The 26,383-nt window shown below is 67.8% G+C and carries 25 protein-coding genes and 1 pseudogene; 17 read left to right on the plus strand and 9 right to left on the minus strand.

Features of this window, described 5'->3' with window-relative positions; genetic code table 11:
* Positions 1-244: 244 nt before the first annotated feature.
* Positions 245-1,189 (minus strand): LysR family transcriptional regulator, encoded by a 945-nt coding sequence (locus tag DIE16_RS03095; protein WP_124523242.1) that lies wholly within the window; start codon positions 1,187-1,189, stop codon positions 245-247.
* 138 nt (positions 1,190-1,327) lie between these two features.
* On the opposite strand from DIE16_RS03095, the gene DIE16_RS03100 reads away from it, so the two are divergent.
* Positions 1,328-2,092: an SDR family oxidoreductase gene (locus DIE16_RS03100; protein ID WP_124891765.1), complete on the plus strand. Its 765-nt coding sequence runs from the start codon at positions 1,328-1,330 to the stop codon at positions 2,090-2,092.
* A gap of 75 nt (positions 2,093-2,167) precedes the next feature.
* Entirely contained in the window at positions 2,168-2,959 is a 792-nt protein-coding gene (locus DIE16_RS03105) for an SDR family NAD(P)-dependent oxidoreductase (RefSeq protein ID WP_124891766.1), read from the plus strand.
* Between the two features lie 229 nt (positions 2,960-3,188).
* Here the strand turns inward: DIE16_RS03105 and DIE16_RS03110 are convergent, their stop codons facing one another.
* Entirely contained in the window at positions 3,189-4,103 is a 915-nt protein-coding gene (locus tag DIE16_RS03110; protein ID WP_124523240.1) for a glutaminase, read from the minus strand.
* Positions 4,104-4,323: 220 nt separating this feature from the next.
* Here DIE16_RS03110 and DIE16_RS03115 point away from each other — a divergent pair, with 220 nt between their 5' ends.
* Positions 4,324-5,034 (plus strand): response regulator, encoded by a 711-nt coding sequence (locus DIE16_RS03115; protein ID WP_124485306.1) that lies wholly within the window; start codon positions 4,324-4,326, stop codon positions 5,032-5,034.
* Positions 5,035-5,098: 64 nt separating this feature from the next.
* Positions 5,099-6,229: an ATP-binding protein gene (locus DIE16_RS03120; RefSeq protein WP_044846904.1), complete on the plus strand. Its 1,131-nt coding sequence runs from the start codon at positions 5,099-5,101 to the stop codon at positions 6,227-6,229.
* A gap of 71 nt (positions 6,230-6,300) precedes the next feature.
* Here the strand turns inward: DIE16_RS03120 and DIE16_RS03125 are convergent, their stop codons facing one another.
* Complete coding sequence (locus DIE16_RS03125; RefSeq protein ID WP_124891767.1) at positions 6,301-8,718, minus strand: patatin-like phospholipase family protein; 2,418 nt, start codon at positions 8,716-8,718, stop codon at positions 6,301-6,303.
* A 271-nt stretch (positions 8,719-8,989) separates the two neighbouring features.
* Between DIE16_RS03125 and DIE16_RS03130 the strand changes: the two genes are divergently transcribed.
* The 3 genes from DIE16_RS03130 (at position 8,990) to DIE16_RS03140 (ending at position 12,925) form a co-directional block, all read left to right on the plus strand.
* On the plus strand, positions 8,990-10,024 hold the full coding sequence (locus tag DIE16_RS03130; RefSeq protein ID WP_044847899.1) for a rod shape-determining protein: 1,035 nt from the start codon (positions 8,990-8,992) through the stop codon (positions 10,022-10,024).
* Positions 10,025-10,344: 320 nt separating this feature from the next.
* Complete coding sequence (locus DIE16_RS03135; RefSeq protein ID WP_124485310.1) at positions 10,345-12,570, plus strand: amylo-alpha-1,6-glucosidase; 2,226 nt, start codon at positions 10,345-10,347, stop codon at positions 12,568-12,570.
* Between the two features lie 100 nt (positions 12,571-12,670).
* The gene (locus DIE16_RS03140) at positions 12,671-12,925 is read left to right on the plus strand and encodes a hypothetical protein (protein ID WP_044847902.1); all 255 of its coding nucleotides are present in this window, start codon (positions 12,671-12,673) and stop codon (positions 12,923-12,925) included.
* A 495-nt stretch (positions 12,926-13,420) separates the two neighbouring features.
* On the opposite strand, the gene penR is transcribed toward DIE16_RS03140, so the two are convergent.
* Entirely contained in the window at positions 13,421-14,311 is an 891-nt protein-coding gene (gene penR / locus DIE16_RS03145) for a beta-lactamase transcriptional regulator PenR (RefSeq protein WP_124485311.1), read from the minus strand.
* A 116-nt stretch (positions 14,312-14,427) separates the two neighbouring features.
* Between penR and blaPEN-bcc the strand changes: the two genes are divergently transcribed.
* Entirely contained in the window at positions 14,428-15,321 is an 894-nt protein-coding gene (blaPEN-bcc, locus tag DIE16_RS03150) for a PEN family class A beta-lactamase, Bcc-type (RefSeq protein ID WP_124522455.1), read from the plus strand.
* Between the two features lie 520 nt (positions 15,322-15,841).
* On the opposite strand, the gene DIE16_RS03155 is transcribed toward blaPEN-bcc, so the two are convergent.
* The 3 genes from DIE16_RS03155 to DIE16_RS03170 all read right to left on the minus strand — a co-directional run bounded on the left by DIE16_RS03155 (position 15,842) and on the right by DIE16_RS03170 (position 18,933).
* Positions 15,842-16,042: a membrane protein gene (locus DIE16_RS03155; RefSeq protein ID WP_044847905.1), complete on the minus strand. Its 201-nt coding sequence runs from the start codon at positions 16,040-16,042 to the stop codon at positions 15,842-15,844.
* Between the two features lie 855 nt (positions 16,043-16,897).
* A complete protein-coding gene (locus DIE16_RS03165; protein ID WP_124522453.1) occupies positions 16,898-18,274 on the minus strand; it encodes an ATP-binding protein in 1,377 nt (458 codons plus the stop codon).
* The gene (locus tag DIE16_RS03170; protein WP_044847907.1) at positions 18,271-18,933 is read right to left on the minus strand and encodes a response regulator; all 663 of its coding nucleotides are present in this window, start codon (positions 18,931-18,933) and stop codon (positions 18,271-18,273) included. Before DIE16_RS03170 ends, DIE16_RS03165 begins: the two co-directional genes overlap by 4 nt.
* Positions 18,934-19,159: 226 nt before the next feature.
* Here DIE16_RS03170 and DIE16_RS03175 point away from each other — a divergent pair, with 226 nt between their 5' ends.
* The 7 genes and pseudogenes from DIE16_RS03175 (at position 19,160) to DIE16_RS03200 (ending at position 23,494) form a co-directional block, all read left to right on the plus strand.
* Positions 19,160-19,513: a YgiW/YdeI family stress tolerance OB fold protein gene (locus DIE16_RS03175; protein WP_044847908.1), complete on the plus strand. Its 354-nt coding sequence runs from the start codon at positions 19,160-19,162 to the stop codon at positions 19,511-19,513.
* A gap of 63 nt (positions 19,514-19,576) precedes the next feature.
* Positions 19,577-20,437: a MurR/RpiR family transcriptional regulator gene (locus DIE16_RS03180; protein ID WP_044847909.1), complete on the plus strand. Its 861-nt coding sequence runs from the start codon at positions 19,577-19,579 to the stop codon at positions 20,435-20,437.
* A 59-nt stretch (positions 20,438-20,496) separates the two neighbouring features.
* Positions 20,497-20,610 (plus strand): annotated as a pseudogene (locus tag DIE16_RS36970) (GNAT family N-acetyltransferase); the annotation flags it as partial.
* 110 nt (positions 20,611-20,720) lie between these two features.
* Positions 20,721-21,581 carry an oxaloacetate decarboxylase gene (locus DIE16_RS03190; protein WP_124891768.1) on the plus strand — a complete coding sequence of 287 codons (861 nt, stop codon included), beginning with the start codon at positions 20,721-20,723 and terminating at the stop codon, positions 21,579-21,581.
* A 71-nt stretch (positions 21,582-21,652) separates the two neighbouring features.
* Complete coding sequence (locus DIE16_RS36450) at positions 21,653-21,892, plus strand: hypothetical protein (RefSeq protein ID WP_124920886.1); 240 nt, start codon at positions 21,653-21,655, stop codon at positions 21,890-21,892.
* 23 nt (positions 21,893-21,915) lie between these two features.
* A complete protein-coding gene (locus DIE16_RS03195) occupies positions 21,916-22,182 on the plus strand; it encodes a YodC family protein (RefSeq protein WP_044847912.1) in 267 nt (88 codons plus the stop codon).
* A gap of 145 nt (positions 22,183-22,327) precedes the next feature.
* Positions 22,328-23,494 carry a cytochrome P450 gene (locus DIE16_RS03200; protein WP_124891769.1) on the plus strand — a complete coding sequence of 389 codons (1,167 nt, stop codon included), beginning with the start codon at positions 22,328-22,330 and terminating at the stop codon, positions 23,492-23,494.
* A gap of 18 nt (positions 23,495-23,512) precedes the next feature.
* Here the strand turns inward: DIE16_RS03200 and DIE16_RS03205 are convergent, their stop codons facing one another.
* Together DIE16_RS03205 and DIE16_RS03210 are read right to left on the minus strand one after the other, a co-directional pair.
* Entirely contained in the window at positions 23,513-23,839 is a 327-nt protein-coding gene (locus DIE16_RS03205) for a superinfection immunity protein (RefSeq protein ID WP_124891770.1), read from the minus strand.
* A gap of 90 nt (positions 23,840-23,929) precedes the next feature.
* Positions 23,930-24,349, minus strand: a complete 420-nt coding sequence (locus DIE16_RS03210) for a rhodanese-like domain-containing protein (protein ID WP_124891771.1) — start codon at positions 24,347-24,349, stop codon at positions 23,930-23,932.
* A gap of 111 nt (positions 24,350-24,460) precedes the next feature.
* Here DIE16_RS03210 and ftrA point away from each other — a divergent pair, with 111 nt between their 5' ends.
* Both ftrA and DIE16_RS03220 read left to right on the plus strand, forming a co-directional pair.
* On the plus strand, positions 24,461-25,435 hold the full coding sequence (gene ftrA / locus DIE16_RS03215) for a transcriptional regulator FtrA (RefSeq protein WP_124891772.1): 975 nt from the start codon (positions 24,461-24,463) through the stop codon (positions 25,433-25,435).
* A 149-nt stretch (positions 25,436-25,584) separates the two neighbouring features.
* Positions 25,585-26,328, plus strand: coding sequence for a hypothetical protein (locus DIE16_RS03220; protein WP_044847917.1), 744 nt, complete (start codon positions 25,585-25,587; stop codon positions 26,326-26,328).
* Positions 26,329-26,383: the final 55 nt, after the last annotated feature.

Genomic DNA, 26,383 nt, shown 5'->3' on the forward strand with positions numbered 1-26,383 from the left:
GTTCGGCCAGTCGTGGATGTCGGCGGGTTCTATCGCATCGACATTCGAATGTCGCCTGCGCCGAGGTGACGGGCTTTCGCGCGCATTCCATGTCCGGAGATGCTGAAATTTCCAGACAGTCGCCGACCGTGGTCAAAGGCTGGCCGGGGCCGTCATCCGGGTGCCAGCGCGCCAGAGCACGGAACGATCGCGCTCCCGCAGCCTGAATGCCCGAACATGGCGGACGCATGTTCGGGATGCGCCTTCAACGCATCGCCGGCGTGGCGCCTGCCCGATTTCCGTCATCCCGGTCCCACGGCGGCACGCCACCGAACGCATCGACCAGGAAATCGATCATGACGCGCACTCTGGCGCTCAAGTGTCGGCGGCTCGGGTAGACAGCAAGTATGTCGATCTCGGGTAGACGATACTCAGGCAACACGTGAACGAGTTTGCCTGCACGCAGATCGTCGTTGATCAGGAACGTGGGTTGCCAGATCAGCCCTTGCCCGGCGAGCGCTGCCGAGCGCGCCGTATCGCCGTTATTGGTATGCATATGGCAGTCGACCCTCACAGGATGGGTCTTGCCGTTACCATCGATCAGTTCCCATTCGTCGCCAGTGGCCGCATATGTGTACCCGATGCAGCGATGCTCGACCAGGTCCGTCAGCGCGGTCGGATGTCCGAAGCGGGCCAGATAGGCCGGCGACGCACACAAGATGTTTTGCGATGTCGCCAGCTTGCGTGCCGCGTGGTTGGTCGAGCCGGCGCGCGAGATGCGAATGGCGAGATCGTAGCCCTCGTCGACGATATCGACGACGCGGTCGATCAGCCCGATGTCGAGTTCGATTCGCGGATATTTCTGCATGAAGCCGGGCCATAGCGGCGCCAGATACAGAATGCCGAAGCTCACGGGCGCATTGATGCGCAGTCGTCCACGTGGTTCGACCGACGCGGATGACACAAGCCCCTCCGTCTCCGCAACCTCGTCGAGGATGGACTTGCAGCGGGCGTAGAGGGTCTCGCCGCCCTCGGTAAGGGACAGCGTGCGTGACGTGCGATTCAGGAGGCGCGTGCCGAGGTGCGCTTCCAGTTCATGCACGTACCGCGTGACGTTGGCCGGCGACGTGCCGAGCGCTTCCGCCGCGCGCGCGAAGCCGCCACGGCTCACCACCGTCACGAAAACCTCGAAGGCGCGAAGGCGATCCATACCAATCCTCGATCATTCACAAAAACTTAATGATAGGACCATTTTTTATGCCTTTCTGCAATCAAGACTGAAGCCTATATTGCTCTCACGGGCCAACGCATCGGGCGCTGGCCGACGCAGCGGATCAGGAGATTGGAAATGCAACGTTTGACAGGAAAAGTCGCCATCGTGACGGGTGCCAGCGCAGGTATTGGCCGCGCCACTGCAAAGCTGTTCGCGAAGGAAGGCGCCAAGGTAGTCATTGCGGCGCGGCGCGCGGCGGAACTCGAAGCGCTCGCGGCGGAGATCACCAGCGAAGGCGGCGAAGCCGCGTATCTGGCCGGCGACGTGCAGTCGGAGGACTTCGCGAAAGCGCTGGTCGCGCTTGCAGTGAGCCGCTTCGGCCGTCTGGACATCGCCTATAACAACGCAGGTACGCTCGGCGAGATGGGCCCGACCACCGGTATTTCCGAAGCAGGCTGGAACGCCGCGCTGGCGACCAATCTGACCAGTGCCTTCCTGGGCGCGAAGCACCAGATTCCCGAAATGCTGAAGCAGGGCGGCGGATCGATCATCTTCACGTCGACCTTCGTCGGTTACTCGTTCGCGTTTCCCGGCACGGCGGCCTACGCGGCGAGCAAGGCCGGGCTGATCGGCTTGACGCAGGCACTCGCCGCGGAGTACGGCGCGCAAGGCGTGCGGGTCAACGCGGTGTTGCCGGGCGCCGTGGACACGGAGATGTATCGCGGCATGAACGACACTCAAGAATCGCAGGCGTTCGTAACCGGGCTGCATGCGCTCAAGCGCGTGGCAAAGCCGGAAGAACTGGCGCGTTCAGTGCTTTATCTCGCATCCGACGATTCGTCCTTTGTCACCGGCACTGCCTCGCTGGTCGATGGCGGCGCATCGATTACGCGTACGTAAACCTGTTGGCGACATCCAGTCGTTCGAGACTCGATGTCGTCACGTCTACTTTGTCCACGGAAAAAGGAATCACTCATGAACCTGAATCTGACAGGCAAACTCGCACTGGTGAGCGGCAGCACAGCCGGCATTGGCCTCGCTATCGCCAGCACGCTGGCCCAGGAAGGCGCTCGTGTGATCGTGAACGGACGCTCCCAGTCATCTGTCGATGACGTCGTCGGGCAACTGAAAGCGGATACCGGCGGCGATGTGGCTGGATTTGCGGGCGACCTGAGTACGGCCGAAGCGGCCGACGAACTGGCGCAACGCTATCCGGGTGTGGAAATCCTGATCAATAACCTCGGCATCTTCGAGCCCAAGCCATTCGAAGAGATTCCTGACGCGGACTGGAAGCGTTTCTTCGAGGTCAACGTCCTGAGTGGCGTACGCCTCGCCCGGCTGTTTCTGCCGGCGATGAAGCAGGCCAACTGGGGGCGCATCATTTTCATTTCGAGCGAAAGCGGGGTGCAGATTCCGGCCGAAATGATCCACTACGGGGTGACGAAGACCGCGCAGATCGCGGTTGCGCGCGGGCTGGCCGAAGCCGTTGCCGGCACGGGTATCACGGTCAACAGCATCCTGCCGGGGCCGACGAAATCGCGCGGCGTGGGCGAATTCGTGGAGACGCTCGCGAAGGCCGACGGCAAATCGTTCGAAGCGTTCGAGAAGGAATTCTTCGAGAAGGTCCGTCCCACATCGCTCATCAAGCGATTCGGTTCGCCGCAGGAAGTGGCGTCCCTCGTCGCTTATATCGCCAGCCCGCTTTCGTCGGCGACGACCGGCGCTGCGTTGCGAGCCGACGGGGGCGTGATAAAGAGCGCCTTCTAGCTGCGTGGCCGGACTTGCGCCGGCCTGTCCGAAGCTTGCTCGCTCAATGTTCCGATGCGATCGGTTGTCGCGCTCGATTCATGACGAGTGCGACGTCCGGTTTCGGGCGTTGCGAGCGTGTCCTCCGGGTCGATTGCTGCCCGAGAACGAATTCCCGATTCAACGTGCAGGTGCGTGCCGAATCGATCGTCACATCGCGAAGAATGCGTTGCGCGGTGAATTCCGTGCGTCAGAAAATCGACCTTTCCGTATAAGTCGTCAACCACTCCAGCGCCAACGTCCCCGCCAGCGAGTTCCCGTTCGCATCGAGCCCCGGCGCCCACACGCACACGGCCATCTCCCCTGGCAGCACCGCGACGATCCCGCCGCCGACACCGCTCTTGGCAGGCAAGCCGACGCGATATACGAAGTCGCCCGCCGCGTCGTAGGTGCCGCAGGTCAGCATCAGCGCCGACAGCCGCTTCGCCGAACTCGCGTCGACGACCCGCTCGCCGGTAACGGGCGCGACGCCCCCGTTCGCAAGAAACAGCGCGGCCTGCGCCAGCTCGACGCAGTTCATCGTGATCGCGCACTGGCGGCAATACGCGTCGACCACCGTATCGGGCGGCATCTGCATGTTGCCGAAGCTCGCCATGAAATGCGCCATCGCGCGGTTGCGTTCCGCGTGCTGCAGTTCCGACAGCGCGACGCGCGAATCGTAGTCGAGGTCGGTCGCGCCGATCAGCCGCCGCACGAACTCGACGAGCGCCGTCTCGGCCCTGACGAAGCGGCGGCACAGCACGTCGGTGACGACCAGCGCGCCGGCGTTGATGAACGGGTTGCGCGGCTTGCCGCGCTCGCTTTCGAGTTGAACGAGCGAATTGAACGCGGTGCCGGACGGCTCGCGGCCGACCCGTTCCCACAGCGCGTCGCCCAGCAACTGGAACGCGAGCGTGCACGCGAACAGCTTCGAGATGCTCTGGATCGAGAAGCGCTCCCGCGCGTCGCCGACCGTGTAAACGTTTCCGTCCAGCGTCACGACGGCCATCCCGAACTTGTCGGCGGGCACCTTCGCGAGCTCGGGAATGTAGTCGGCGACGCGTCCCTGGCCGATCCAGGGGGCGAGTTCGGTATGGATGCGTTCGAGGATCGGCTGATAGTTCATCGCGTGCGAGGCAGGGCGGGCGGCCCGGTTTCCAAAGAGCCCGTATGGAACCGTTTCGGCGCCGGTTCGTCAAGCGCGGCAGCAATCGCGCCCTTATTTATCGGTCGGGCAAACAGGCGAGCGGTGGGCGCAGTATCATGCGGTACGTTTCGACCGATGGCCGGCAGCCGGTGCAAGCCTGCCGCCGCCGCGGTCTCCCCGTACGATCCGACCGTTGCCCATGCCTTTTCGCATCCTGCTCGTCGAAGACGACACCCGCCTGTCCACGCTGATCGCCGGCTACCTGCGCAAGAACGACTATGAAGTCGACACTGTGCTGCATGGTGACGCCGCCGTGCCGGCGATCCTGTCCACGCGCCCGGATCTCGTCATTCTCGACGTGAACCTGCCGGGCAAGGACGGGTTCGAGATCTGCCGCGAGGCACGCAAGCAGTACGACGGCGTGATCATCATGGTGACGGCGCGCGACGAGCCGTTCGACGAACTGCTCGGCCTCGAATTCGGCGCCGACGACTACGTGCACAAGCCGGTCGAGCCGCGCATCCTGCTCGCGCGGATCAAGGCGCAGCTGCGCCGCGTGCCCGCGCGCGCGGCCGAGGGCGCCGCGTCGCAGCCGGAGCGCTACACGTTCGGCCAGTTCTCGATCGACCGCACCGACCGCTCGGTCGTGCTGCCCGGCGGCGGCTCGCCCGACCTCACGTCGGCCGAGTTCGACCTGCTGTGGGTGCTGGTGTGCCGTGCGGGGGAGGTCGTCAGCCGCGACGACCTGATGCTGCAGCTGCGCGGGGTCGAATTCGACGGCCTCGACCGCACGATCGACGGGCGCATCTCGAAGCTGCGCCGCAAGCTGCACGACGATGCAGGCAACCCGCAGCGGATCAAGACGATCCGCAGCAAGGGTTACCAGTTCAGCAAGCATGCGTGGGAATGACGCCACCCTGGCGCGACGCCGTCGGCCGCCGCGTCCCCGCATCGCACGATAGCCGGAAGCCGCGATGATCCGACGCACCCGTTCGCACCCCGACGCAGCGCCGCTTTCCGCGCTGCGCTATGTCAAATGGCGCTGGCTGCATTTCCGCCGCGCGTGGACCGACACGCGCGCCGACCGCATTCCGAGCTGGTCGCGCCTGTACGTGCGCACCTACCTGCACCTGCTCGGCCTCGTGCTGCTGACCGCGCTGGTGCCGGCGCTCGCGCTGTGCGTGGTGTTGTCGCCGGAAGTCGTGTGGCATGCGTTCGACGCGCTGCCGGGCGATATCTGGATCGTGCTCGCGTTCGTGTTCACCGCGCCCGCGCTCGCCGCGTATCGGTGGATGCGGCCGGTCTGGTCGGATCTCGTGATGGTGCGCGAGCGCGCGATCGATTTCACCGGCGGGCGCTTCAACACGCGCGCACGCGAGTCGCACAGCGTGATCATCGGCCCGCTCGCGCGCACGCTGAATGCGCTCGCGATGCGCATGGAGCGGCTGATCGCCGCGCAGCGCGACCTGACGAACGGGATCTCGCACGAGCTGCGCACGCCGCTCGCGCGCGTGCGCTTCGCGCTCGAGATGCTGCGCGAGCCGGGCTCGGCCGCCGAATACCACGGTGCGCTGGAGAGCATCGCGCAGGACGTGACGGAACTCGAGGAACTGATCGACATGAGCCTCACGTACGCGCGGCTCGAATACAGCTCGCTGCAGTCGAACCTCGAGCTGACCGCGCCGGTCGCGTGGTTCGAGCACCAGGTCAGCGACGCGCAGCTGCTGTATCCGGAGCGCGCGATCGAGTCGCGCATCGCGATCGCGTCGGACCTGCGCGTGAAGATGGACCGGCGGCTGATGTCGTACGCGATGCGCAACCTGCTGCGCAATGCGAGCAAATATGCGGCGTCGCGGATCGTCGTCGGGATCGCGATCGAACACGGCAACATCGCGATCTATGTCGAGGACGACGGGCCGGGCGTGCCGGAGAGCGAACGCGAGCGGATCTTCGACGCGTTCGTGCGGCTCGACCGCCGCACCGGCGGCTACGGGCTCGGCCTAGCGATCACGCGGCAGGTGCTCCACGCGCACAACGGCCGGATCGCGGTCGTCGATCCGGCCGAACTCGGCGGCGCGCGCTTCGAGATCAGCTGGCCGATCTAGCCGGCGTCCGGCTGCGCAAGGCGCGGGCGGTGACGCGGCGGATGCCCGCCGTCGCCATCCGCGCGCGCCCATCAGTATGTGCGGCCGAGCTGCAGGTAGATGTTGCGCCGGCCGCCCGGCGCGAGCGCGATACCCATGTACAGCGGACCGAATGAGGTCGACAGGCTCGTGAAGAACGTATAGCTCTGCTTGAGCGTGCCGCCGCCGACCTTCACGCCGCTCGACCACACGTTGCCGAGTTCCGCGCTGGCGCCGACCGACAGCGCCTTGATCGGGGACGCGTTGAACGTCATCAGCTGGTTCATGTAGGTCACGTTGCCGTACGCGAGTTCGTTGCCCGTCAGCTGGTCGGCCGCATACGCGGCCAGATGCTGGAACCCGCCGAGCGTGAAGTTGAACGCGTTGATCAGGTTGGTGCCGCCGATGCTCTTGCCGCCCTCGATCGTTGCACTGACGCTGTGCCGGCCGAACTGCTGCGCGATCATCGCCTTGGCGTAGAGCTCGGTGTAAGGCGTGTTGGATGTATCGGCGAGGTCCTCCGCGGACTGGCTGTTGTGCGACCACAGCGACCGTTCGACACGGAATTCGCCGTAGTAGCCGCGGCGCGGGAACATCGGATCGTCGAGCTGATCGATGACGAGCCGCGCACGCGCGGTCAGCGCCTGCGACGTGAAGCTCGGCCAGATCAGCGTCGAGCTGCCGTCATCGAACGGGAACGGCAGGTTGTAGTTCGGCGAGCCGTGCCCGGTCGCATAGCCGATACCCATCCGGAAGTCGCCGAGCCGCGCGATCGGCAGGCCGAAGTCGAGCCCGGTGCGCGCCGTCTGCATCAAGTACTGGTTCAGCTTCACCTCGCCGCTGTTGTCGTACAGGTTCACGTAGCGACGCTGGTATTCCGCATAGGGCGAAATGTACAAGCCGTATGCGGCCGGCAACGGCTGGCGCAATTCGACGCGCGCCGACTGCAGGTCGCTGCCGATCGTCGTGTCCGCGCGGAACTCGAGGCCCGATTCGGTGAGCCACGGCCGCCGGTAGCCGACGTGCAGGCGGAAGCCGCCTTCGTCGGTCGAGCTGCTCGACATCCCGACGCCGAACAGCAGGAAATTCGGCCCCCAGTATTTCTCCCGCGCATCGATCTCGAGCACGTTCTCGTCGCCGTGGCTCACGATCTGCTGCGTCACGCTCTCGAAATTGCCGCCGGTCGTCAGTCCGAGCAGGTCCTGGCTGACGGTCGCCGGATCGTAGGTGTCGCCCGGTTTCACGTGCAGCGCGTCGGCGACGACACGCCTGGGCACGCCGCCGGTCGTCTTGATCTCGACCCGCGTGATGCGGATCGGCGGCGGCAGCGGCTGCGCATGCGCGGACCGGTAGGCCGCGTACTGTTCCGGCGTGAGCGCGAGGTGCCTGAGCCGCGGCAGCGCCGCGGTCGCGGCGGCCGCGCCGGCGGCGATCGCCTGCTTCGCGTTCTGGAAATCGGTGAACGCGAGCGCGCCGAGGTCGGGCGTGAGCAGCACGTCCTGCGCGGCAAGCTGCTTGCGCTGCGACGTCACGTTCTGGCGGATCAGGATGCCGACCATCTGCTGCATCACGTCCGCCGGCGACGCGAGCGCGTCGAGCGGACGCAACTGCGAGCCGATGTCGACGGCGATCACGACCTTCGCACCCATCTGCCGCGCGGTGTCGACCGGCAGGTTGCTGACGAGCCCGCCGTCGACGAGCGCGCGGCCGTTGATCTCGGCCGGCGCGAACAGGCCGGGCATCGCCATGCTCGCGCGGATCGCGAGCGGCAGCGAGCCGCGGTCCAGCACGACCATCTGGCCGGTCTGCAGGTCGGTCGCGACCGCGCGATACGGGATCGGCAACTGGTCGAACGGCTGGTTGGTCGGTACGGCGGCGGTCCAGTTCGCGAGCAGCGCCTGCAGCCGGTTGCCCTGCACGAGGCCGACCGGCGCCTTCACGCCTTTCTTGCCGAAGCCCAGCGTCAGGCTGTTGATGTACAGGCGCTCGTCCTCGCGGCTGGTTTGCGGCAGGTCGGCGCGGTCGGTCACGTCGAACGCGATGTCGGCCAGGTTCACCTCCGACAGCTGCTTCTGCATCTCGTCGGCGGCCATCCCGCTCGCATACAGGCCGCCGACCACGGCGCCCATGCTCGTGCCGGCGATGCAGTCGATCGGGATGCGGTTCTCCTCGAGCACCTTCAGCACGCCCAGGTGCGCGTAACCGCGCGCGCCGCCGCCGGACAGCACGAGGCCGACCGGTGGCCGGCCGGCCGGACCGCCGTCGGCGTTGCAGGTCGATGCGGGCGTGGCGGCGGGGGCGGCCGTCGTGGCAGGGGCGGCCGGTGCGGCGGCAGTGGCCGCCGGCGCGGTGCGCGCGGCGGTGTCGGCGGCCGGCAAGGGCTGCGCGGCAACGGTGCAGCACCACAGCGCAACGAGCGTGGCGCCGAGCCGGCGCACCCCGAGCCAGCGGAGAGAGGCGGTCGCTGTCATGGTGGAATACCTGGCGTGATCGGGCGTCGGGCGCCTGCCGGGAGCAGGCAAGACCGAGAGATTACCGTGTTTTACAAGCGCAACGCGAGCGGCCGATGCGTAGCCGCAGGCCTGCCGAAACGCGGTTTCGGCAATTTCGTCGCGAAAAAATCATTGGAATTGCTTAAAGTATCGGCACGATTTGCCGCTAAGACCTCAATGGGGCGGCAAAGACGCGCCGCGGGGATGCGGCCTGGCCGCTTCGGCCGGTTTGTTCAAGAAAAGGGTAACCATGTCGACACCGCTGTTCGGAAAGTTGTTTGCGCAACCCGTTGCGATCGACCCTGGAACGGCGAGTACGCGGATTTATACGCACGAGCGCGGCGTGGTGCTGGATCAGCCGTCGGTCGTGTGCTTTCGCAAGGGCGGCGCGTCCGACGCGCGACCGACGCTCGAGGCGGTCGGCGAACTCGCGAAGGCGCTGCTCGGCCGCGAGCCGGGGCATCTCGAGGCCGTGCGGCCCATGCGGCACGGCGTGATCGCCGATGCGCACGCCGCCGAGCAGATGTTTCGGCGCTTCATCGACATGTCGCGCACGCGCTCGCGCTTCAGCCGCCGCGTCGAGGTCACGCTGTGCGTGCCGTCGGATGCGACGGCGGTCGAGCGTCGCGCGATGCGCGAGGCGGCGTTCGCGGCCGGTGTATCGGACGTCGAACTGATCGAGGAAGCGCTCGCCGCCGCACTCGGCGCGGGCCTGCCGGTGACCGAGCCGGTCGGCTCGATGGTCGTCGACATCGGCGCCGGGACGACCGAAGTCGCGGTGATCGCGCTCGGCGGTGTCGTCTATCGCGAGGCGATCCGGGTCGGCGGCAACCAGTTCGACGCGGCGATCGTCAATCACGTGCGCAACCTGTACGGCGTGCTGCTCGGCGAGCAGACCGCCGAGCGCGTGAAGGAGACGATCGGCTCGGCCACCAGCGCCGTGCCGCGCGCGTCGACGCGCGCGATCGGGCGCAGCGTCAAGGACGGCCTGCCGCGTTCGATCGAGCTGTCCAACCACGATGTGGCGGACGCGCTGGCCGCGCCGCTCAAGCAGGTGATCGGCGCGGTGAAGTCGGTGCTGGAAAACGCGCCGGCCGAACTCGTGACCGACATCGCGCATCGCGGCGTGGTGCTGACGGGCGGCGGCGCGCTGCTCGCGGATCTCGAACGCCTGCTGCGCGACGAGACCGGGCTGAGCGCGCGGATCGCCGACGAGCCGGCCACCTGCGCGGTGCGCGGCGCCGGGGAGGCGATGGGGCGGCTCGCGATGTGTCCGGTGGATTGACGCCGGCCGGGCAGGCGCGTTGGCGTTCGTTGCCGTTCTTCGAACCGTGATCCTCCAGTGTGGCGAACGTCGTCCGGTTTCTCCGGACCCGCTTGACACGTGGTGTCGACCACGATGCCCGGACATGCGCGAGCGGGCCGTGGCCGCGCGCCGTGCAAGCTGGCGGCCTGCTTCTCCAGGCGTCCGACACCTTTGAGCCGGCATTTCGGGCGGGGCGGGAGGCGCGTCTTTTTCGGCGCTGCGCGCGTCCCCCGTTCTGGCCTATCCTGTGCGAAACACGCGACGCGCGCCGCGCGTTGCGCCTCGACACAGGAGCATCGATGCCGAATCACGCCGAAGCCACCACGACGCAGGCGCCGCAAGTCGCGCCCGTCCCCCCGACCCAGGCGACAGGCCCCGCATTCATCGCGCCCGAAGCCGATCCGCAGGCGCTCGCACGCAACAACCAGTACGTCCTGAAATCTGGCGACGCGTTCGTCGTCAGCGACGCGCTCGGTGACGTCGGCGGCCATGACGACGGCCTGTTCGTCGACGACATGCGCGTGCTGTCGACCTGGCGCCTGACGTTCGGCGGCCGCGCGCCGTCGCTGCTGTCGGGCGCGACGAGCGCGGACAACGCGTCGTTCACCGCGCACCTGACGAACCGCCCGCTGCCGCCGCTCGGCGGTCGCGAGACGCCCGAGGGCGTGATCCACATCGAACGGATGCGCGTGCTCGCGGGCGACGTGCTGTACGAAGCGCTGACGCTGACCAACTATGGCGCGAGCGAGGCCGAGGTGCCGCTGTCGCTGTCGTTCGCGGCGGATTTCAAGGACATGTTCGAAGTGCGCGGCACGCAGCGCCCGAAGCGCGGCACGGTGGTTGCGCCGCGCGTCGACGGCGGTGCGGTGCGGCTTCGGTACGACGGCCTCGACAAGGTCGAGCGCAACGTGACCGTGCATTTCTCGCCGGCGCCCGACGCGTTGTCGGTCGATCGTGCCGATTACACGCTGACGATCGCCGCGCAGGCGTGCGTGTCGATCTACCTGACCGTCGACGCGACGCTCGGCCGCGCGCACGACGGTGAAGGCCCGGGATGCGGGCGCGTCGCGCTGCGCACCGCGCTCGTCGGCGTGCATCGCGAGATGCGCTCGCGCCGCGAGTCGATGGCGCGCGTGAACACCGGCAATCCGCTGTTCGATGCGTGGCTCGACCGCTCGCTCGCGGATCTCGGGCTGCTCACGACGCAGCTCGATACCGGGCCGTATCCGTATGCGGGCATTCCGTGGTTCTCGACGCCGTTCGGCCGCGACGCGGTGATCACGTCGCTGCAGATGCTGTGGCTGCAGCCGTCGCTCGCGCGCGGCGTGCTGCGCTTTCTCGCGGAGCACCAGGCGCGCGAGACGTCCGCGTTTCGCGATGCGGAGCCCGGCAAGATCATGCACGAATTCCGCCGCAGCGAAATGGCCGCGACGGGGGAGGTGCCGTTCGCGCTCTATTACGGCGGCGTCGACACGACCCCGCTGTTCATCGTGCTCGCGGGCGCGTACGTCGAACACACCGGCGACGATGCGCTGATCGACGAACTGTGGCCCGCGCTCGAGCGCGCCGCGCAGTGGGTGATCGACAAGTGCGACCGCAATCCGTACGGGCTGCTCGACTACCAGCGCACGTCGGAGCGCGGTCTCGCGAACCAGGGCTGGAAGGACAGCCACGATTCGGTGTTTCATGCGGACGGCCGTTTTCCCGACGGCCCGATCGCGCTCGTCGAAGTGCAGGCGTATGCGTGCGCGGCGCTCGATGCGATGTCGATGTGCTCGCACCGGCGCGGCCACGCGGCCGACGCGACACGCTATGCGCTGCGCGCGAAGGCGCTGCGCGACCAGGTCGAGACGCTGTTCTGGATGCCGGAAGGCCAGTTCTACGGGATCGCGCTCGACGGTCACGGCGACCTGTGCCGCGTGCTGGCGTCGAACGCGGGCCATCTGCTCGCGTTCGGCCTGCCCGACGCCGAGCGCGGCGCGGCGGTCGCCGGCGTGCTCGGCTCGACGCTGTTCCAGACGGGCTGGGGCGTGCGCACGCTCGCGGCCGGCCAGCCGCGCTTCAACCCGATGGCCTATCACAACGGCTCGGTGTGGCCGCACGACAATGCGCTGATCGCGCGCGGGCTCGCGCGCTACGGCGACAAGACGGCCGCGGTGAACCTGCTGCGCGCGCTGTTCGAAGCCGCGGTCAGCTTCGAGATGCGGCTGCCGGAGCTGTTCTGCGGGTTCCCGCGCCGGCGCGGCGAGCCGCCGACCGCCTATCCGGTCGCGTGCCTGCCGCAGGCGTGGGCGGCCGGTGCGCCGTTCATGATGCTGCAGGCGTGTCTCGGCGTGAGCGTCGACGCGGCGCGCCACGAGGTGCGGGTCGAGCGCCCGGCGCTGCCCGAAGGTGTCGACTGGCTGCGCATCGACGAACTGCGCGTGGGCGACGAAACGGTATCGCTGACGTTCCGGCGCGTCGACGGCCAGGTGATCGCGTCGGCGGAGCAGCCGGGGCGGGTGAAGGTGGTCGCGGTGCTGTAGCGCATGCGGCTGCACGGACGTTGCGCGATGTCGTGCCACGTCCGCACGCAGCGGCATAGAATCGTGACATGACCCTTGAACGATGGCGGAGGCACCTACGATGACGACCGACAACCGGCCCGACGACGGCGAGCAGAAGAAGCTCGAGAACCTGGAAGCGGCGGTCGACCACCTGCACAAGTCGATCGAGTCGCAGAGCATCGCGGCTGGCGCGGCGAAGGGCATCCTGTTCAGCCTGATCGAAACGCTCGGCGCGCTGATCGGCGATCCCGACCTGCCCGAACATGCGCGCTCCGGGTACGAGGCGCTGCGCGACAAGGCGAGCGAATTGCGCCGCGGGCTCGACCGGCATTGACGAAGCGGCAGCCGGCGTCGGCCGCCTGGCCCGGCGCCGGCGCTGCCCAATCCTGCACGGCGCGCACAAAACCCCGTGCGCTCAATGAGTTAGCCGGCCGGTGCGCAGGATATCCACAAGCTTGCCAACACAATCTGTGGAGAACCGGCCGGCCCCCGACCGGCCGCGCAAGCGGCGCCGCGAGGCCGCACACGATGACGCGTCATTGACCTGTCTGGCCCGATCTACTGAATCCCCTTTTGTATCAGGATGTTACGCGTCACATTGGCGGAATATCCACAGGCTTGCCAACAAAATCTGTGGATAAGTCTGACGTGATTGCTTCCTGATGGTTGACGATCCGGCGCGCGGCGGCCGCGGCGTCGAAGCCTTTGCGCACGGGCTGCCCGCTGCGTGCGTCGGCGCGATAATTCGTGCGCGATCAACGGGTTAGACCTCGGGTACCCAGGATATCCACATCCTTGCCAACACAATCTGTGGACAAGCCGGGCCGCATCATTCGAGCGGCGCGGTATCGGCCGCTTCCGCGACGATCCAGTCGCGAAACAGCGTCATCGCCGGCGAGAGCGGCTTCGACTTCAGCGACGTGAGCCAGTAGCCGCCCGCGCGCACGTCGATGTCGAACGGCCGCGCGAGCAGGCCGAGCTGCAGTTCGCGCGCGAACATGCAGGCTGGCGCGAGAGCGATGCCGGCGCCCTGCATCGCGGCCTCGACCATCAGTCGAGACGAATCGAACACGGGCCCGTTCACCGCCCACGGTTCGAGCGGCGCGGCATCGAACCAGCCGAGCCATTCGTCGGTGCGGTACGAGCGCAGCAGCGTTTCGTTCGCGAGATCGGCCGGCCGCGCGAGGCGCCGCGCGATCTCCGGCGCGCACAGCGCGGTGAGCGGGGCGTCGAGCAGCCGCTCGTTGCGCGTCGCCGGCCAGTTGCCTTCCCCGAAGCGGATCGCGAAATCGAGACCCTCGGCCGCGAGGTCGACGACGTTGTTGTGGGTCCGCAGCCGCAGCTCGACGAACGGGTGCGTGTCGCCGAAGCGCTTCAGCCGTGGCATTAGCCAGCCTATGGCAAAGGTGCCGACCGCGCCGAGCGTCAGCACTTCGTGGAAGCGCCCGCCGTCGAACTGCTTGAGCACGGTTTCGATCCGGCTGAATGCGTCGCTGAGCACCGGCAATAGCGCGCGCCCTTCGTCGGTGAGCCCGAGGCCGCGCGGCAACCGGGTGAACAGCGCACAGCCGAGCCGCTCCTCGAGCGAGCGCACCTGCTGGCTCACGGCCGCCTGGGTCACGCTCAGCTCGAGGCCGGCGCGCGTGAAGTTCAGGTGGCGCGCCGACGATTCGAACGCGCGCAACGCATTGAGCGGAAGGTGAGGGCGGAGCTTCGTCATAAGAATTTCTTTTGTCAGCGCTCAATTATCGTTGCTTGTCAGGCAACCGTAAAGTCACGATAGTGCTGTCTCGCCGGCCGGCCGTTCTGCATCCATTCCACCACGAGAGACACCCCATGACCTACTCATCGCAACGTCGAACCCTGCTGCTGGCCGCCGCGACGGCGCCGCTCGTCCTGACCGTCAGCGCGTGCGCGTCGCCGCCGGCTGCCGGGCAGGACGTTTCGTCCGCGACGTCGTTTGCCGCGCTCGAGCGCGCGGCGGGCGGCCGTCTCGGCGTGTGCGCGATCGACACCGCGGGCGGCCGGCGCGTGCAGCATCGCGCGGACGAGCGCTTCCCGTTCTGCAGCACGTTCAAGGCGATGCTGAGTGCGGCGGTGCTCGCGCAGAGCGTCGAGCGCCCGGGGCTGCTGCAGCAGCGCGTGGCCGTTGCGCAGTCCGATCTCGTGAACTACTCGCCGGTGTCGGGCAAGCATGTCGGCACCGGGATGACCGTCGCCGAGTTGTGCGAGGCGGCGATCCAGTACAGCGACAACTCGGCCGCGAACCTGGCGATGAAGCTGATCGGCGGGCCGGCGGCGGTGACCGCGTTTGCACGTTCGATCGGCGACGACACGTTCCGGCTCGATCGCTGGGAGACCGAACTGAACACCGCGTTGCCGGGCGACCCGCGCGACACCACGACGCCGGCCGCGATGGCTGCGAGCCTGCGCGTGCTCACGCTCGGCGACGCGCTGCCGCCCGCGCAGCGTGCGCAGCTCGTCGCCTGGCTGCGCGGCAACAAGGTCGGCGACAAGCGGATTCGCGCGGGCGTGCCGGCCGGGTGGCAGGTGGCCGACAAGACCGGCACCGGCGACTACGGGACGACGAACGACGCGGGCGTGATCTGGCCGCCGTCGCGCGCACCGATCGTGCTCGCCGTGTATTACACGCAGACGCGTGCCGATGCGAAGGCGAAGGACGACGTGATCGCGGCCGCCGCGCGTATCGCGGTCGCGACGTTCGCGTGAGCGGGCGGCGCGGCGTGCGTTCATCGATGAATGCACGGAACGATGAAGCGATGTGTCGATGAATGCACGCGGTGCCGCAGTCGTGACCGGCATGTCGAAACGTTGTGCGATCAACGACTTAGATGACGCATGCTCAGGATATCCACATCCTTGCCAACAAAAATTGTGGACAAGCCCGCGCGCGGCCGCGTTCATCGCGCAGCGGGCGCGGCGCCGGCGTGCGTGAGGCTTGCCTGCCCGGTTCGAAGCGGCACGGACAAAACCTTTCGGATCAAGCGCTTGTGCGTGGTATGCGCAGGCTATCCACACGCTTGCGAACAAAATCTGTGGACAAGCGGCGTGGCGCGCGCGACATGCGGTCCGTCGCGTCGCGTGACGATGCGTGAACGGCACATCGCGTGGCCGCGTGCCCGATTCGAAGCGGCGCGGACAAAGTCTTACGGATCAAGCGCTTGATCGCGGTATGCGCAGGCTATCCACATGCTTGCCAACACAATCTGTGGACAAGCCCGCCCGATGTTCAGCCGTGCCGATCGTCGACCGAGGGCCAGCGCGCGAACGCGAACACCCACAACATGATGAAGTTCAGGACCGGGACGAACATCGTCAGGATCCACCAGCCTGAATGCCCGGTGCGCCGAACGATGCGGACATACGGATAGACGACGATCGCGACGAGCACGAGCGAGACGATCAACTGCCCTGCGGTGAAGTGTTCCATGGTCTTCCTCGGAATGATGTGTCGTTGTCCGATGCGGGCGCAACGGCCGGCACCGTGGTGCCGCTGCGTGAAGTCTCGCGATGCGTGGCGCGTGCGGCTCGTGTGATCGTGACGCGTGGCAGGTGCGGGCGTCAAGCGGCGGGCAGGGTGCCGCTGTTGCGCCGGATCGTCCGTCTGCGCGCGGGCGAACCGCGTGCTGCCGCAACGGTGACGCGGCATGAATCATTGGCCGATCAACGGGTTAGCCGATGCGTGCGCAGGATATCCACAAGCTTGCCAACAAAATCTGTGGGTAAGTGCTGCGACGATCGCATCGCACGTCATTGGGGCATCGACGTGGCATCGTGATGCGAAGTGCGGCGAACCGGCGCGTGTGACGGCCCGGCGCGCGCCGCGTCTGCATCACGCGTGCCAAAGTCCGTCGGATCAACGGCTTAGCGTTGCGGTGCGCAGGATATCCACAAGCTTGCCAACATTTTCTGTGGAGAAGTCCGCGTGGCGATCGCGCGGCGCGGCACATCGTGCAAACCGCCTCGTCTGCCGGATCCACCGTGAAGATGTTGAGGAGCACGACGGGTTGCGCGTCGACGTCGCGCCATTGCGGGATCGGGAAGTTCGGATCCATCGATTTGAAATGTGGCATTGGGCGCCCCTGCAAGTAGTGCGGCGACGACTCGGAGGGAAGGGATCGGTACGCGATGTCGCGTCGAGGCGAGCGCCTGCTCGACGCGGGTTGGCGCATTCGCTGCGCACGAGCGCCAAACCCTTTCGGATCAATGGTTTGCTGCCGTTAGCGGCCGGTTGTCCACAAGCTTGCCAACACAATCTGTGGAAAAGCCGCCCGTCGGGCGTGTGTCAGGCCGGCACCGGAAAGCGCACCGTCACGGTCAGCCCGCGCCCGCCTTGCGTCGTGCCCAGCGCGACGGTTGCGCGATGCTGTTCGGCGATCCGCTTGACGATCGACAGCCCGAGCCCGCTGCCCGACGACGTGACCGCCTGCGCGCCTTCGCCGCGATAGAAGCGCTCCCACACGTCCGTGCGCTCGGCTTCCGGAATGCCGGGGCCGTCGTCGGCGACTTCGAGCACGGGCGTCGCGCCGTCGAGACGCGCGGACACGTCGACGCGCGCGCCGACGCCCGCGTAGCGGATCGCGTTGTCGACGAGGTTGTTCAGCAGCACGCGCAACGTGTCGATGTTGCCGGCGGCCATCACCGGCGACGACACGATCGCGCCGAGGTCGATGCGGTGCGCATCCGCGACGCGCGTGCGATCGGCGACCACCGAGCGGCACAGCGCGGCGAGATCGACGGGCGCGGAGGTCGCGGCGGACGCCTGCGCGTCGGGTTCGAGGCGTGCGAGCGTCAGCAATTGTTCGGCGAGGTGGCCGAGGCGTGTCGTGCCCGCATGGATCTGCGCGAGGATCTGCTCGCGTTCGTCGGCCGTCGACGCGCGCCGCAGCAATTGCGACTGGATCGACAGCCCCATGATCGGCGTGCGCAATTCGTGCGCGGCATCGGCGATGAAGTGCCGCTGCAGCGTGAACGAACGGTCGAGCCGCGCGAGCAGGTCGTTGATCGCTTCGGCGAGCGGGCGGACTTCGTTCGGCATCGACGCGACGTCGACCGGCTCGAGATTGTTCGCATTCCTGCGCTTCAGGCCGGCCGCGATCGTGCGCAGCGGCCGCAGCCCCGCGCCGATGCCGAACCACAGCCCGATCGCGAGCACCGGCAGCATCGAGAACACCGGCCACAGCAGGTGCACCGCGATGCCCGCGATCGCTTCCCAGCGCGCGTGGCGCGCCTGCGCGAGCCGGATCGTCGTGCCGCCGCGTTCGGTCACGTAGGTGCGCCACGGCTGGCCGCCGACGTCGACGCTGCCGATGCCCGTCTGCGCGGGCGGCGGCAGCGCGGACTTGCGATCGGTCGAATACACCAGCGTGCCGTTGCGCCAGACCTGCAGCAGCACGGCGTCGGGGTCGCCTGCCTCGAATTCGTGCTTGCCGTCGCGATGGTTGCGGAACGACAGTTCGCCGTTCGGGCCGACGACGATCTGCTTCGACATGCTGCGCATCTGGTCGTCGAGGAGATCGTCGAGTTCGCGCAGCGCGCCCCAGTAGGTGCCCGCGCTTGCGACCAGCCCGATCACGCACGCGGCCGGCAGCAGCCACGTCAACAGGCGCCGCCGCAGCGATGCGCTGCGCCAGCGCGCGATCGCGTGTTGCAGACGCATCATGCGGCGTCACCGATCCGGTAGCCGACGCCGCGCACCGTGCGGATCATGTCGTGGCCGAGTTTCTTGCGCAGGTTGTGGATGTGTACCTGCACCGCGTTGCTCTCGATTTCCTCGCCCCAGCTGTACAGCCGTTCCTCGAACTGTTCGCGCGAGATCACGGCGCCGGGGTCGCGCATCAGTTCGTGCAGCAGCACGAATTCCTTCGGCGACAGCGTGACTTCTTCGTCGTTGAGCCAGACCAGGTGCTTGACCGGATCGAGCCGCAGCGGGCCGATCGCGAGCGTCGTCTGCGCGCGCCCTGCGTGGCGGCGGTTGACCGCACGAATGCGGGCGAGTAGTTCCTCGAGCACGAACGGCTTGACGAGGTAGTCGTCGGCACCGCTGTCGAGGCCGGCGATGCGGTCCGGCACGCCGTCGCGCGCGGTGATGATGATCGCCGGCAGGGTTTCGTCGCGGCGGCGCAGCGACGCGAGCACCGACAGGCCGTCGCGGTTCGGCAGCCCGAGGTCGAGCAGTAGGAGGCCGTAGCCGGTCGAGCGCAGCGCGAGCGTCGCGGCGTCGCCGTCCTTGACCCAGTCGACCGCGAAGCCTTCCTGTTTGAGGCCCTGTTCGAGCCCGCTGCCGATCAGCGGATCGTCCTCGACGAGCAGTACGCGCATGGATTCGTGTCTGTTGGCGGGCGTGGGCGCCCGGGGTTCCCATGATAAGCGCAGGTGTCTTAGGCCGAGCTTAAACACGGGCGCCTGCGTGCGTTCGCGCACCGGAATGTTGCGACGGCATGCCGCGGCGCACGGTCTTCAGCTTTGCTTAATCTTACGGTCCGTAATCTGGGGCCGTCGCGTTCAACGGAGCGCGACGCACTCGAAAAAATGGAGGAACGAGATCATGAAACACCTGACGAGAATCCTGGCGGTCGCGCTTGCGGTGCTGCCCGCCGCCGTCTACGCGCAATACACGGGGCCGTCCGCGCTGACCACGACGACCGTGAAGGAACTGCTCGCGAACGGCAAGGACGACCAGCACGTGCAGTTGCAGGGGCGCATCGTCAAGCATGCCGGCGGCGAGGACTACGAGTTCGCCGATGCGACGGGCACGATCCGCGTCGAGATCGACCACAAGCTGTGGGCGGCCGGCCAGCCCGTCAGCGACAAGAACGAAGTGAAGCTGACCGGCGAGTTCGAGCGCAAGTGGTCGGGCAAGGTGAAGGTCGACGCCGATCACGTGGAAGTGCTGCGCTGAGCGGTGCACCGGTGTGCACGGGGCCGGTGATACCATGGACGACCGGTTCCCGTTCTCACCAAGATGGCTGCCAATTTCGATGAACTCGCGTCCCGGATCCGGGCGCAATTTTCCGAACTGAGCCCGCAATTCCAGGCGGGCGCTGCATTTCTGCTCGATCATCCCGACGAGGTCGCCACCTCGTCGATGCGCAAGGTCGCGCAGCGCGCGCAGGTTCAACCCGCATCGCTCGTGCGGCTCGCGCAGCAATTCGGTTTCCCCGGCTGGAACGAGCTGCGCGACCTGTGCGTCGCGCGCGTGCGCACGCGTCCCGAGCCGCTCACGCAGCGTGCGCGTTCGCTCGTGCGGCCCGACGCGAAGGCGTCGCTCGCGCACGACCTGCTCGCCGCACAGCAGCACAATCTTGCCGCCACCGCCGCACAGAACGGGCACGCGCTCGCGGACGCCGCGAAGCTGATCCGCAAGGCGTCGCACGTGCATGTCGCGGGGTTCCGGTCGTGCTATCCGGTGGCGTTCGGTTTCGTGTACGGCTACCGGCTGTTCCGGCCGACCGTGTCGTTGCTCAACGGTGTCGCCGGCTCGCTCGAGATGGAGTTGCGCACGATCGCGAAGCAGAGCGTGACCGTGATCATCAGTTTCGCGCCGTATTCGGCGGAAGCGACGCGCGTCGCGCAGGCGGCGAAAGCGCAGGGCAGCAGGATCGTCGCGATCACCGACAGCGCGGTGTCGCCGATCGCGCTGCATGCGGACGCGCAGCTGATCTTCACGCACGACAGCCCGTCGTTCTTTCCGTCGCTGGTCGCCGCGCATGCGATGGCCGAGGCGCTGGTCGCGCAGTTGCTGGCGCTCGAAGGCAGCGATGCGATCACGGCGCTCGAGCGCACGGAAGCGGAACTGCATGCGAAGGGCGCGTATGTCGTGTAGCCGCGCGCGCGGCTTCGACTGTCTTCCCTCCCGTTTTTCTCCTTGATCCGACGTAACCGATGACGTTCACCTACGACGTGACCGACGTCGGCGATGCGGACGTCCGCAAGCAGATCGCGGCGCCGCTCGTCCGGTTCAACGAAAGCCGGGCCGGCCCGGCCGACTTCCGGCCGCACACCGCGCCGCGCCGGGCCCTGACATCCGCATCGATATTTCATCGCGACCTGAACCGTCGCGGTACCGCGCGCGCGTATGCTGACGTCTCCATTCCGAGGAGACGTCAATGTCCGATTCCAACGTGCAGTTCCGTCAGGCCGAAGCGTTCCGCGCGCTGCACGCGCGCGCCGGCGCCTTCATCATCCCGAACCCGTGGGATGCCGGGTCCGCCCGGCTGCTCGCGATGGCCGGCTTCGAATCGCTCGCCACCACGAGCGCCGGTTTCGCGTTTTCGAGAGGGCGGCCCGACAACGCGATCGGCCGTGACGAAATGCTCGCCCACATCTCGGAGATCGTCGCGGCGGGCGGCCTGCCGGTCAGCGCCGATCTCGAGAACGGCTTCGGCGACGCGCCCGACACGGTCGCCGAGACGATCCGCCTGGCGGCCGGCGCCGGCGCGGTGGGCGGCTCGATCGAGGACGCGACCGGCCGCGCCGATGCACCGATCTATCCGTACGACGCGGCGGTCGAGCGCATCGCGGCGGCGGTCGACGCGGCGCGCGCGCTGCCGTTTCCGTTCACGCTGACCGCGCGTTGCGAAAACTACCTGCACGGCCGCCACGACCTGGCCGACACGATCGCGCGGCTGGTCGCGTACCGTGACGCGGGCGCTGACGTGCTGTACGCACCGGGCGTGACCGATCCCGACGAGATCGCGGCGCTCACGCGCGCGGTCGGCGCGCCGGTCAACGTCGTGATGGGGCTGCAGGGCGGGTTGCTGAGCCTCGAGGCGCTCGCGGCGCTCGGCGTGAAGCGCGTCAGCGTCGGCGGCGCGCTGGCGCGGGCCGCATTCGGTGCGTTCCTGCGCGCCGCGACGGAAATGGCGCGCGACGGCACGTTCACGTTCACGCAGGCGGCGGTGCCGGGCCGCGACCTCAATCGCTGGTTTTCGGCGCCGGACAATTCGCCCGTTCAGTTTGAACAATAAGGGCCGGTGAAACGTGGGAACGTTTCCAACCGAAAGCTGATTGACGGTAATCAATCGAAACTGCTGCCGATTTGAAGTTCGATGACGGCGCGAAAACCATCGATTATTCTCCGTATTCCGGCGGTGCGACCGGAACCGGCACGCAAGCCGCGCCGGTTCTGGCGTCAGCCGCCCGCCACGCGAACCGGTGCCGCATATTGTTGCGATTTTCCGGTCGCTGTTTTTTTCGTATTCGGGAGTTGCCGGTTATTTATCGGATTGGTAATCTCCCGCATATCCGAATGACCTGCCAGCGGGCCGCCGGAAAATGAATATATAAAAAATCGAGAGAGCGATGACAATCCGAGAAAATCACCGCAGTGGCGTTCGCGTCGGCGATGTCGTGACGCTGAAAACCGGCGGGCCGCGCATGACCGTCACCTACGCGGGGCCGGTCGTGTTCGACGATGCCGACTGGCTGATCTGCCAGTGGTTCGACGACAGCGGCCACTTCCGGCAGGAAATGTTTCATCACGAAACGGTAGTGCCCGAACCGCGCGCGATTTCCGCCGGGCGCGTCCGCGTGCGCATGCAGGGGCACCGCTACCGGTCGGCAGCCTGACGACGCGCCCGTCGCGGCACCGCGCCGCTTGCCGGCCGCAGGTTGCCGCATCGCCGTGGCCCGCCGTGCCGGCATGCCGACGACATCCACGACATTTCACGTCAACCCGAAACATGCGGCGGCCCGGCGCGCCGATACTGCACGCATGAACCCGACCCATCCGATTGCCGCGGTCACGCACCGCGATCCCTACCCGTATTACGCGACGCTCGTCGACGGGCCGCCGCTTGCGTTCGACGCCTCGCTCGGCCTGTGGGTCGCGAGCCGGGCGGCGAGCGTGACGGCCGTGCTCGGCCACCCGGCGTGCCGCGTCAGGCCGCTCGATGCGCCGGTACCGCCCGCGTTGCGCGGGTCGATGGCGGGTGCGCTGTTCGGCGAACTGGTGCGCATGAACGACGGCGCATTGCGGCACGACGTGCCGAAGCAGGCGCTGCGCGCGGCGTTCGCGCCGATCGATGCGAACGCGTTGCGCGAACGGGCCGCCCAACTCGCCGGCAGCCGGCTGCGCGCGCCGTATGACGCCGATGCATTGAACGCGTGGTGCCTGACGGTGCCCGTTTGCGCGGTCGCCGATCTGCTCGGCTTCGACAGCGCGCAACTCGACGATATCGCCGCGCTGGTCGTCGACTTCGTCGCCGCGCTGTCGCCGCTGTCGGACGACGCCGCGCTGGCCCGCGCGAGCGAAGCCGCGCGGCAACTGCTCGACCGCATGACGGAACGCGTCGCGCGCACGCATGCGCAGGACGGTTCACTCGTCGCCGCGGTTCAGCAGGCGGCCGGCGCCGCGGGCTGGCACGCGAGCGGCGCGCTGGTCGCGAATCTGGTCGGGTTGCTGTCGCAGACGTGCGAGGCGACGGCCGCGTGGCTCGGCAACGTGCTGGTCGCATGGGATGGCACGGACGGCGAACGCGCGATGCCGGATACGGCCGCCCTCGACGCATTCGTCGCCGAGGTCGGCCGATTCGATGCGCCGGTGCAGAACACGCGCCGCTTCGTCGCGTCGCGCACGACGATCGACGGCGTGACCGTCGATGCCGGTGCGGCCATCCTGGTCGTGCTTGCGGCGGCGAACCGCGATCCGGCCGTGCATCGCGAGCCGCACCGACTGCTGCCGGGCCGCGCGCCGGGGCCGAACTTCGGGTTCGGCACGGGGCCGCACGGCTGTCCGGGCGAGCGGATCGCGCGGGCGGTCACGGCGGGGGCGTTCGGGGCGTGGTTGCGCGCGGGCGGTGACGCGCCGCGCGACAGGCTGGTGTGGGACTACCGGGCCTCGACCAATGTCAGGATGCCGAAGTTCGGCACGGCGAGGTAAGCGGAAAGGCGGGACTGCCTAGCGGCAACCTTGCTTCTCGGCCCATTGTTGCTGGGCGGCGACGCGGCGTTGCACGCGTTCGACGAGACCGGTCGAGAAGGTCCGCATGCTGATGCCGCGGCGCTTCGCGAGGATGGTTTGTGCGACGTCGGTCTGCGGGTTCGGCTGGCATGCCCAGTACAGCGTCAGCAGCCAGCCGATGCCCGTCCACGCGAACAGCGCGTTGAACATCGCGATCATCAGCTTGTCGTGCCGGCTGCGCCGATCGGCGACGATGGCCGGAAGAAAATAGAGCGCGATCGCTGCGACCGAACCGGCCACCTGAATCAGGACTGTGTGTTCCATGTTGCTGCTCCGTCCGAACTGCAATGAGGCTGATTGTCGCGCTTTTTCCATTCGTGTGCCGGCAATTGATTGTTGCGTTTTCAATAACGATCAGCGCATGGCGACGCCCTCAGGCTGCACTTCGTTGCTCAACGCGAAACCTTCGTCGAGCCAGCCCGTGACGCCGCCAATCATCAGCTTCACCGGTCGGCCGAGGCGCGCGAGCCGGATCGCCGCGCGCGCGGCGCCGTTGCAGTGCGGGCCCGCGCAGTAGACGACGAACAGCGTGCCGGCCGGATGGTCGGCGAGCTTGCCGGCGACGATCTTGCGGTGCGGCAGGTTGCGCGCGCCGGGCACGTGGCCGGCGGCAAACTGCTCCGGCCCCCGGACGTCGAGCAGCACGAAATCCGGCGCGCCGGACGCAAGCGCATCGTGTACGTCCCAGCAATCGGTCTCGAAGCGCAGCGATGCTTCGAAGTGCGCAAGGGCGGCGGCGCTGTCGGCGGCGGGGACGTCGGTGACGTATGACATGAAAGGCGCTCCTGAAGGACGGCGCGGAATGCGCCGGAATGAAGGGCAGTATCGCGGTTCGGCGGCCGTCGCGGCAGTGGCGCGATCGACAAGTTCCGGTAACATCGCGCCATGCACAATCATCTCGTCGTCGCGCTCGCCTACGATCGCCTCTGCACCTTCGAGTTCGGCTGCGTGGTCGAACTGTTCGCGCTCGAACGCCCGGAACTCGGCGTCGACTGGTATCGCTTCGCGGTCTGCGCGAGCGAGCCCGGGCCCGTGCGCGCGGCGGGCGGCATCACGGTCGCCGCGCCGTACCGGCTCGCGATGCTCGATCGCGCGGACACCATCGTGATTCCCGGCTGGCGCGATCCGGACGAGCTGCCGCCGGAGCCGCTGCTGAAGAAGCTGCGTGCCGCGCATCGCCGCGGCGCGCGGCTCTGTTCGATCTGCTCGGGCGTGTTCGTGCTCGCGGCGGCCGGCGTGCTCGACGGGCTTACCGTGACCACGCACTGGCGCTACGCCGAGCGCCTGCAGGCGCGCTATCCGGCGCTGCGCGTGAATCCCGACGCGCTGTATGTCGACGAAGGGCAGATCGTCACGTCGGCCGGCTCGGCGGCGGGGCTCGACATGCTGCTGCATCTCGTGCGCCGCGATCACGGCGGCGCGATCGCGAACCGCGTCGCGCAGCGCCTCGTGCTGCCGCCGCATCGCGACGGCGGCCAGGCGCAGTTCGTGCCGCGCCCGGTCGCGCCGGGCGGCAGCGACCGGCTCGCTAAGCTGATCGACTGGATGCGCGCGCACGCGGCCGAGCCGCACACGCTCGCGTCGCTGGCCGCGCAGGCCGCGATGAGCACGCGCACGCTGCAGCGGCAGTTCGCGGATGCAACCGGGATGTCGCCGCTCGCGTGGCTGACCCGCGAGCGCGTGAACGTCGCGAAGGACATGCTCGAAGCGCATCCCGGGCTGTCGCTCGCACAGATTGCCGCGCGCGCGGGGTTCGGTTCCGAGGAGTCGTTGCGCCGGCATTTCCGGCGCGTCGCGGCGACGAGCCCGGCTGCGTACCGGCGCGGGATGGATCGCGGCGTGAGGTCCACGGACGCGTGAGTGGTGCGTCTTTCCGCGCCGCGGCGGAATCAGTCCGTCGTTTGCTTCTTGTCGACTTCGAGCACGCGTAAGATGGCGATCGCCGTGCGGCGACCGTAGATGCGGCGCCGCCATTCCCGCTCGCAACGACAACGACAAGGACAATCATCATGGGCCTGCTGGGCAAGCTGTTCGGAAAGAAAACGCGTGACGAAGCGGCAGCGCCCGCGCGTTCCGCGCACGACGCAGGCGGAGCGTCGGAAGCAACGGAAGGATCCGACGATACGAACGAACAAGGCGGCCCCGACATCGCGCCGGAACTCGCGCCCGCGCTGAGGGCATTCCAGGCCGGCCGGCACGAGGCCGCGATCGCGGCCGCCGCGCCGCACGCGGAGCGGCTGGCCGATGCGGCGCGCCTCTGCGCGCTTTCATACTCGGCGATGAAGCGTTACCCGGAAGCGTTTCCGTACTGGCTCGCGCTGTTCGACCATGAGCCGAGCGCGCACAACGCGGTGCAACTCGCGACGACGTCGGTGATGTGCGACGAAGTGGAGCGCGGCGAAGCGTGGATGCAGAAGGCCGCCGAGGTCAATCACGACACGCACGAGCAGTCCGACGTCGCGGCGCGCGTGAACTTCATTTCGGCGCTGATGCAAGGCGGCCACCTGCGCGAGGCGCTGCCGCATCTCGCGTGGGTGCGCGACGTGTACGGCCACGTGCGGATCACCGATTCGACCTTCCTCTACATGCGCGGCATTCCGTTCTTTTCGTCGTTCCTCGAGAACAGTCTCGAGATCCTGAAGGCCACGCAGCCGGCCGACGCGATCGCGCCGTGGTACGGGGAACTGAAGGGCAAGCTCGACGAAGAAGGCGAAGCGCAGCTTGCCGCGTGGGTTAATCAGTTGCCGGCATGACCGGCCGGTTCATCGCGCGTCGCGACGCCTGCCGCATCCTGCCGGCGCGGCGTCG

The organism is Burkholderia sp. Bp9090, assembly GCF_003857985.1.
In the GTDB taxonomy this organism is placed as follows: Bacteria; Pseudomonadota; Gammaproteobacteria; order Burkholderiales; family Burkholderiaceae; genus Burkholderia.

Coding starts and splice junctions, on each gene's coding strand:
- DIE16_RS03195 (WP_044847912.1), top strand. CDS start 21,916: ATGACAATCCGAGAAAATCACCGCAGTGGCGTTCGCGTCGGCGATGTC.
- DIE16_RS03220 (WP_044847917.1), top strand. CDS start 25,585: ATGGGCCTGCTGGGCAAGCTGTTCGGAAAGAAAACGCGTGACGAAGCG.
- DIE16_RS03190 (WP_124891768.1), top strand. CDS start 20,721: ATGTCCGATTCCAACGTGCAGTTCCGTCAGGCCGAAGCGTTCCGCGCG.
- DIE16_RS03135 (WP_124485310.1), top strand. CDS start 10,345: ATGCCGAATCACGCCGAAGCCACCACGACGCAGGCGCCGCAAGTCGCG.
- DIE16_RS03140 (WP_044847902.1), top strand. CDS start 12,671: ATGACGACCGACAACCGGCCCGACGACGGCGAGCAGAAGAAGCTCGAG.
- DIE16_RS03095 (WP_124523242.1), bottom strand. CDS start 1,189: ATGGATCGCCTTCGCGCCTTCGAGGTTTTCGTGACGGTGGTGAGCCGT.
- DIE16_RS03105 (WP_124891766.1), top strand. CDS start 2,168: ATGAACCTGAATCTGACAGGCAAACTCGCACTGGTGAGCGGCAGCACA.
- ftrA (WP_124891772.1), top strand. CDS start 24,461: ATGCACAATCATCTCGTCGTCGCGCTCGCCTACGATCGCCTCTGCACC.
- DIE16_RS03165 (WP_124522453.1), bottom strand. CDS start 18,274: ATGATGCGTCTGCAACACGCGATCGCGCGCTGGCGCAGCGCATCGCTG.
- DIE16_RS03180 (WP_044847909.1), top strand. CDS start 19,577: ATGGCTGCCAATTTCGATGAACTCGCGTCCCGGATCCGGGCGCAATTT.
- DIE16_RS03130 (WP_044847899.1), top strand. CDS start 8,990: ATGTCGACACCGCTGTTCGGAAAGTTGTTTGCGCAACCCGTTGCGATC.
- DIE16_RS03205 (WP_124891770.1), bottom strand. CDS start 23,839: ATGGAACACACAGTCCTGATTCAGGTGGCCGGTTCGGTCGCAGCGATC.
- DIE16_RS03155 (WP_044847905.1), bottom strand. CDS start 16,042: ATGGAACACTTCACCGCAGGGCAGTTGATCGTCTCGCTCGTGCTCGTC.
- DIE16_RS03120 (WP_044846904.1), top strand. CDS start 5,099: ATGATCCGACGCACCCGTTCGCACCCCGACGCAGCGCCGCTTTCCGCG.
- DIE16_RS03100 (WP_124891765.1), top strand. CDS start 1,328: ATGCAACGTTTGACAGGAAAAGTCGCCATCGTGACGGGTGCCAGCGCA.
- DIE16_RS03210 (WP_124891771.1), bottom strand. CDS start 24,349: ATGTCATACGTCACCGACGTCCCCGCCGCCGACAGCGCCGCCGCCCTT.
- DIE16_RS03170 (WP_044847907.1), bottom strand. CDS start 18,933: ATGCGCGTACTGCTCGTCGAGGACGATCCGCTGATCGGCAGCGGGCTC.
- DIE16_RS03200 (WP_124891769.1), top strand. CDS start 22,328: ATGAACCCGACCCATCCGATTGCCGCGGTCACGCACCGCGATCCCTAC.
- DIE16_RS03110 (WP_124523240.1), bottom strand. CDS start 4,103: ATGAACTATCAGCCGATCCTCGAACGCATCCATACCGAACTCGCCCCC.
- DIE16_RS03125 (WP_124891767.1), bottom strand. CDS start 8,718: ATGACAGCGACCGCCTCTCTCCGCTGGCTCGGGGTGCGCCGGCTCGGC.
- DIE16_RS03115 (WP_124485306.1), top strand. CDS start 4,324: ATGCCTTTTCGCATCCTGCTCGTCGAAGACGACACCCGCCTGTCCACG.
- penR (WP_124485311.1), bottom strand. CDS start 14,311: ATGACGAAGCTCCGCCCTCACCTTCCGCTCAATGCGTTGCGCGCGTTC.
- DIE16_RS03175 (WP_044847908.1), top strand. CDS start 19,160: ATGAAACACCTGACGAGAATCCTGGCGGTCGCGCTTGCGGTGCTGCCC.
- blaPEN-bcc (WP_124522455.1), top strand. CDS start 14,428: ATGACCTACTCATCGCAACGTCGAACCCTGCTGCTGGCCGCCGCGACG.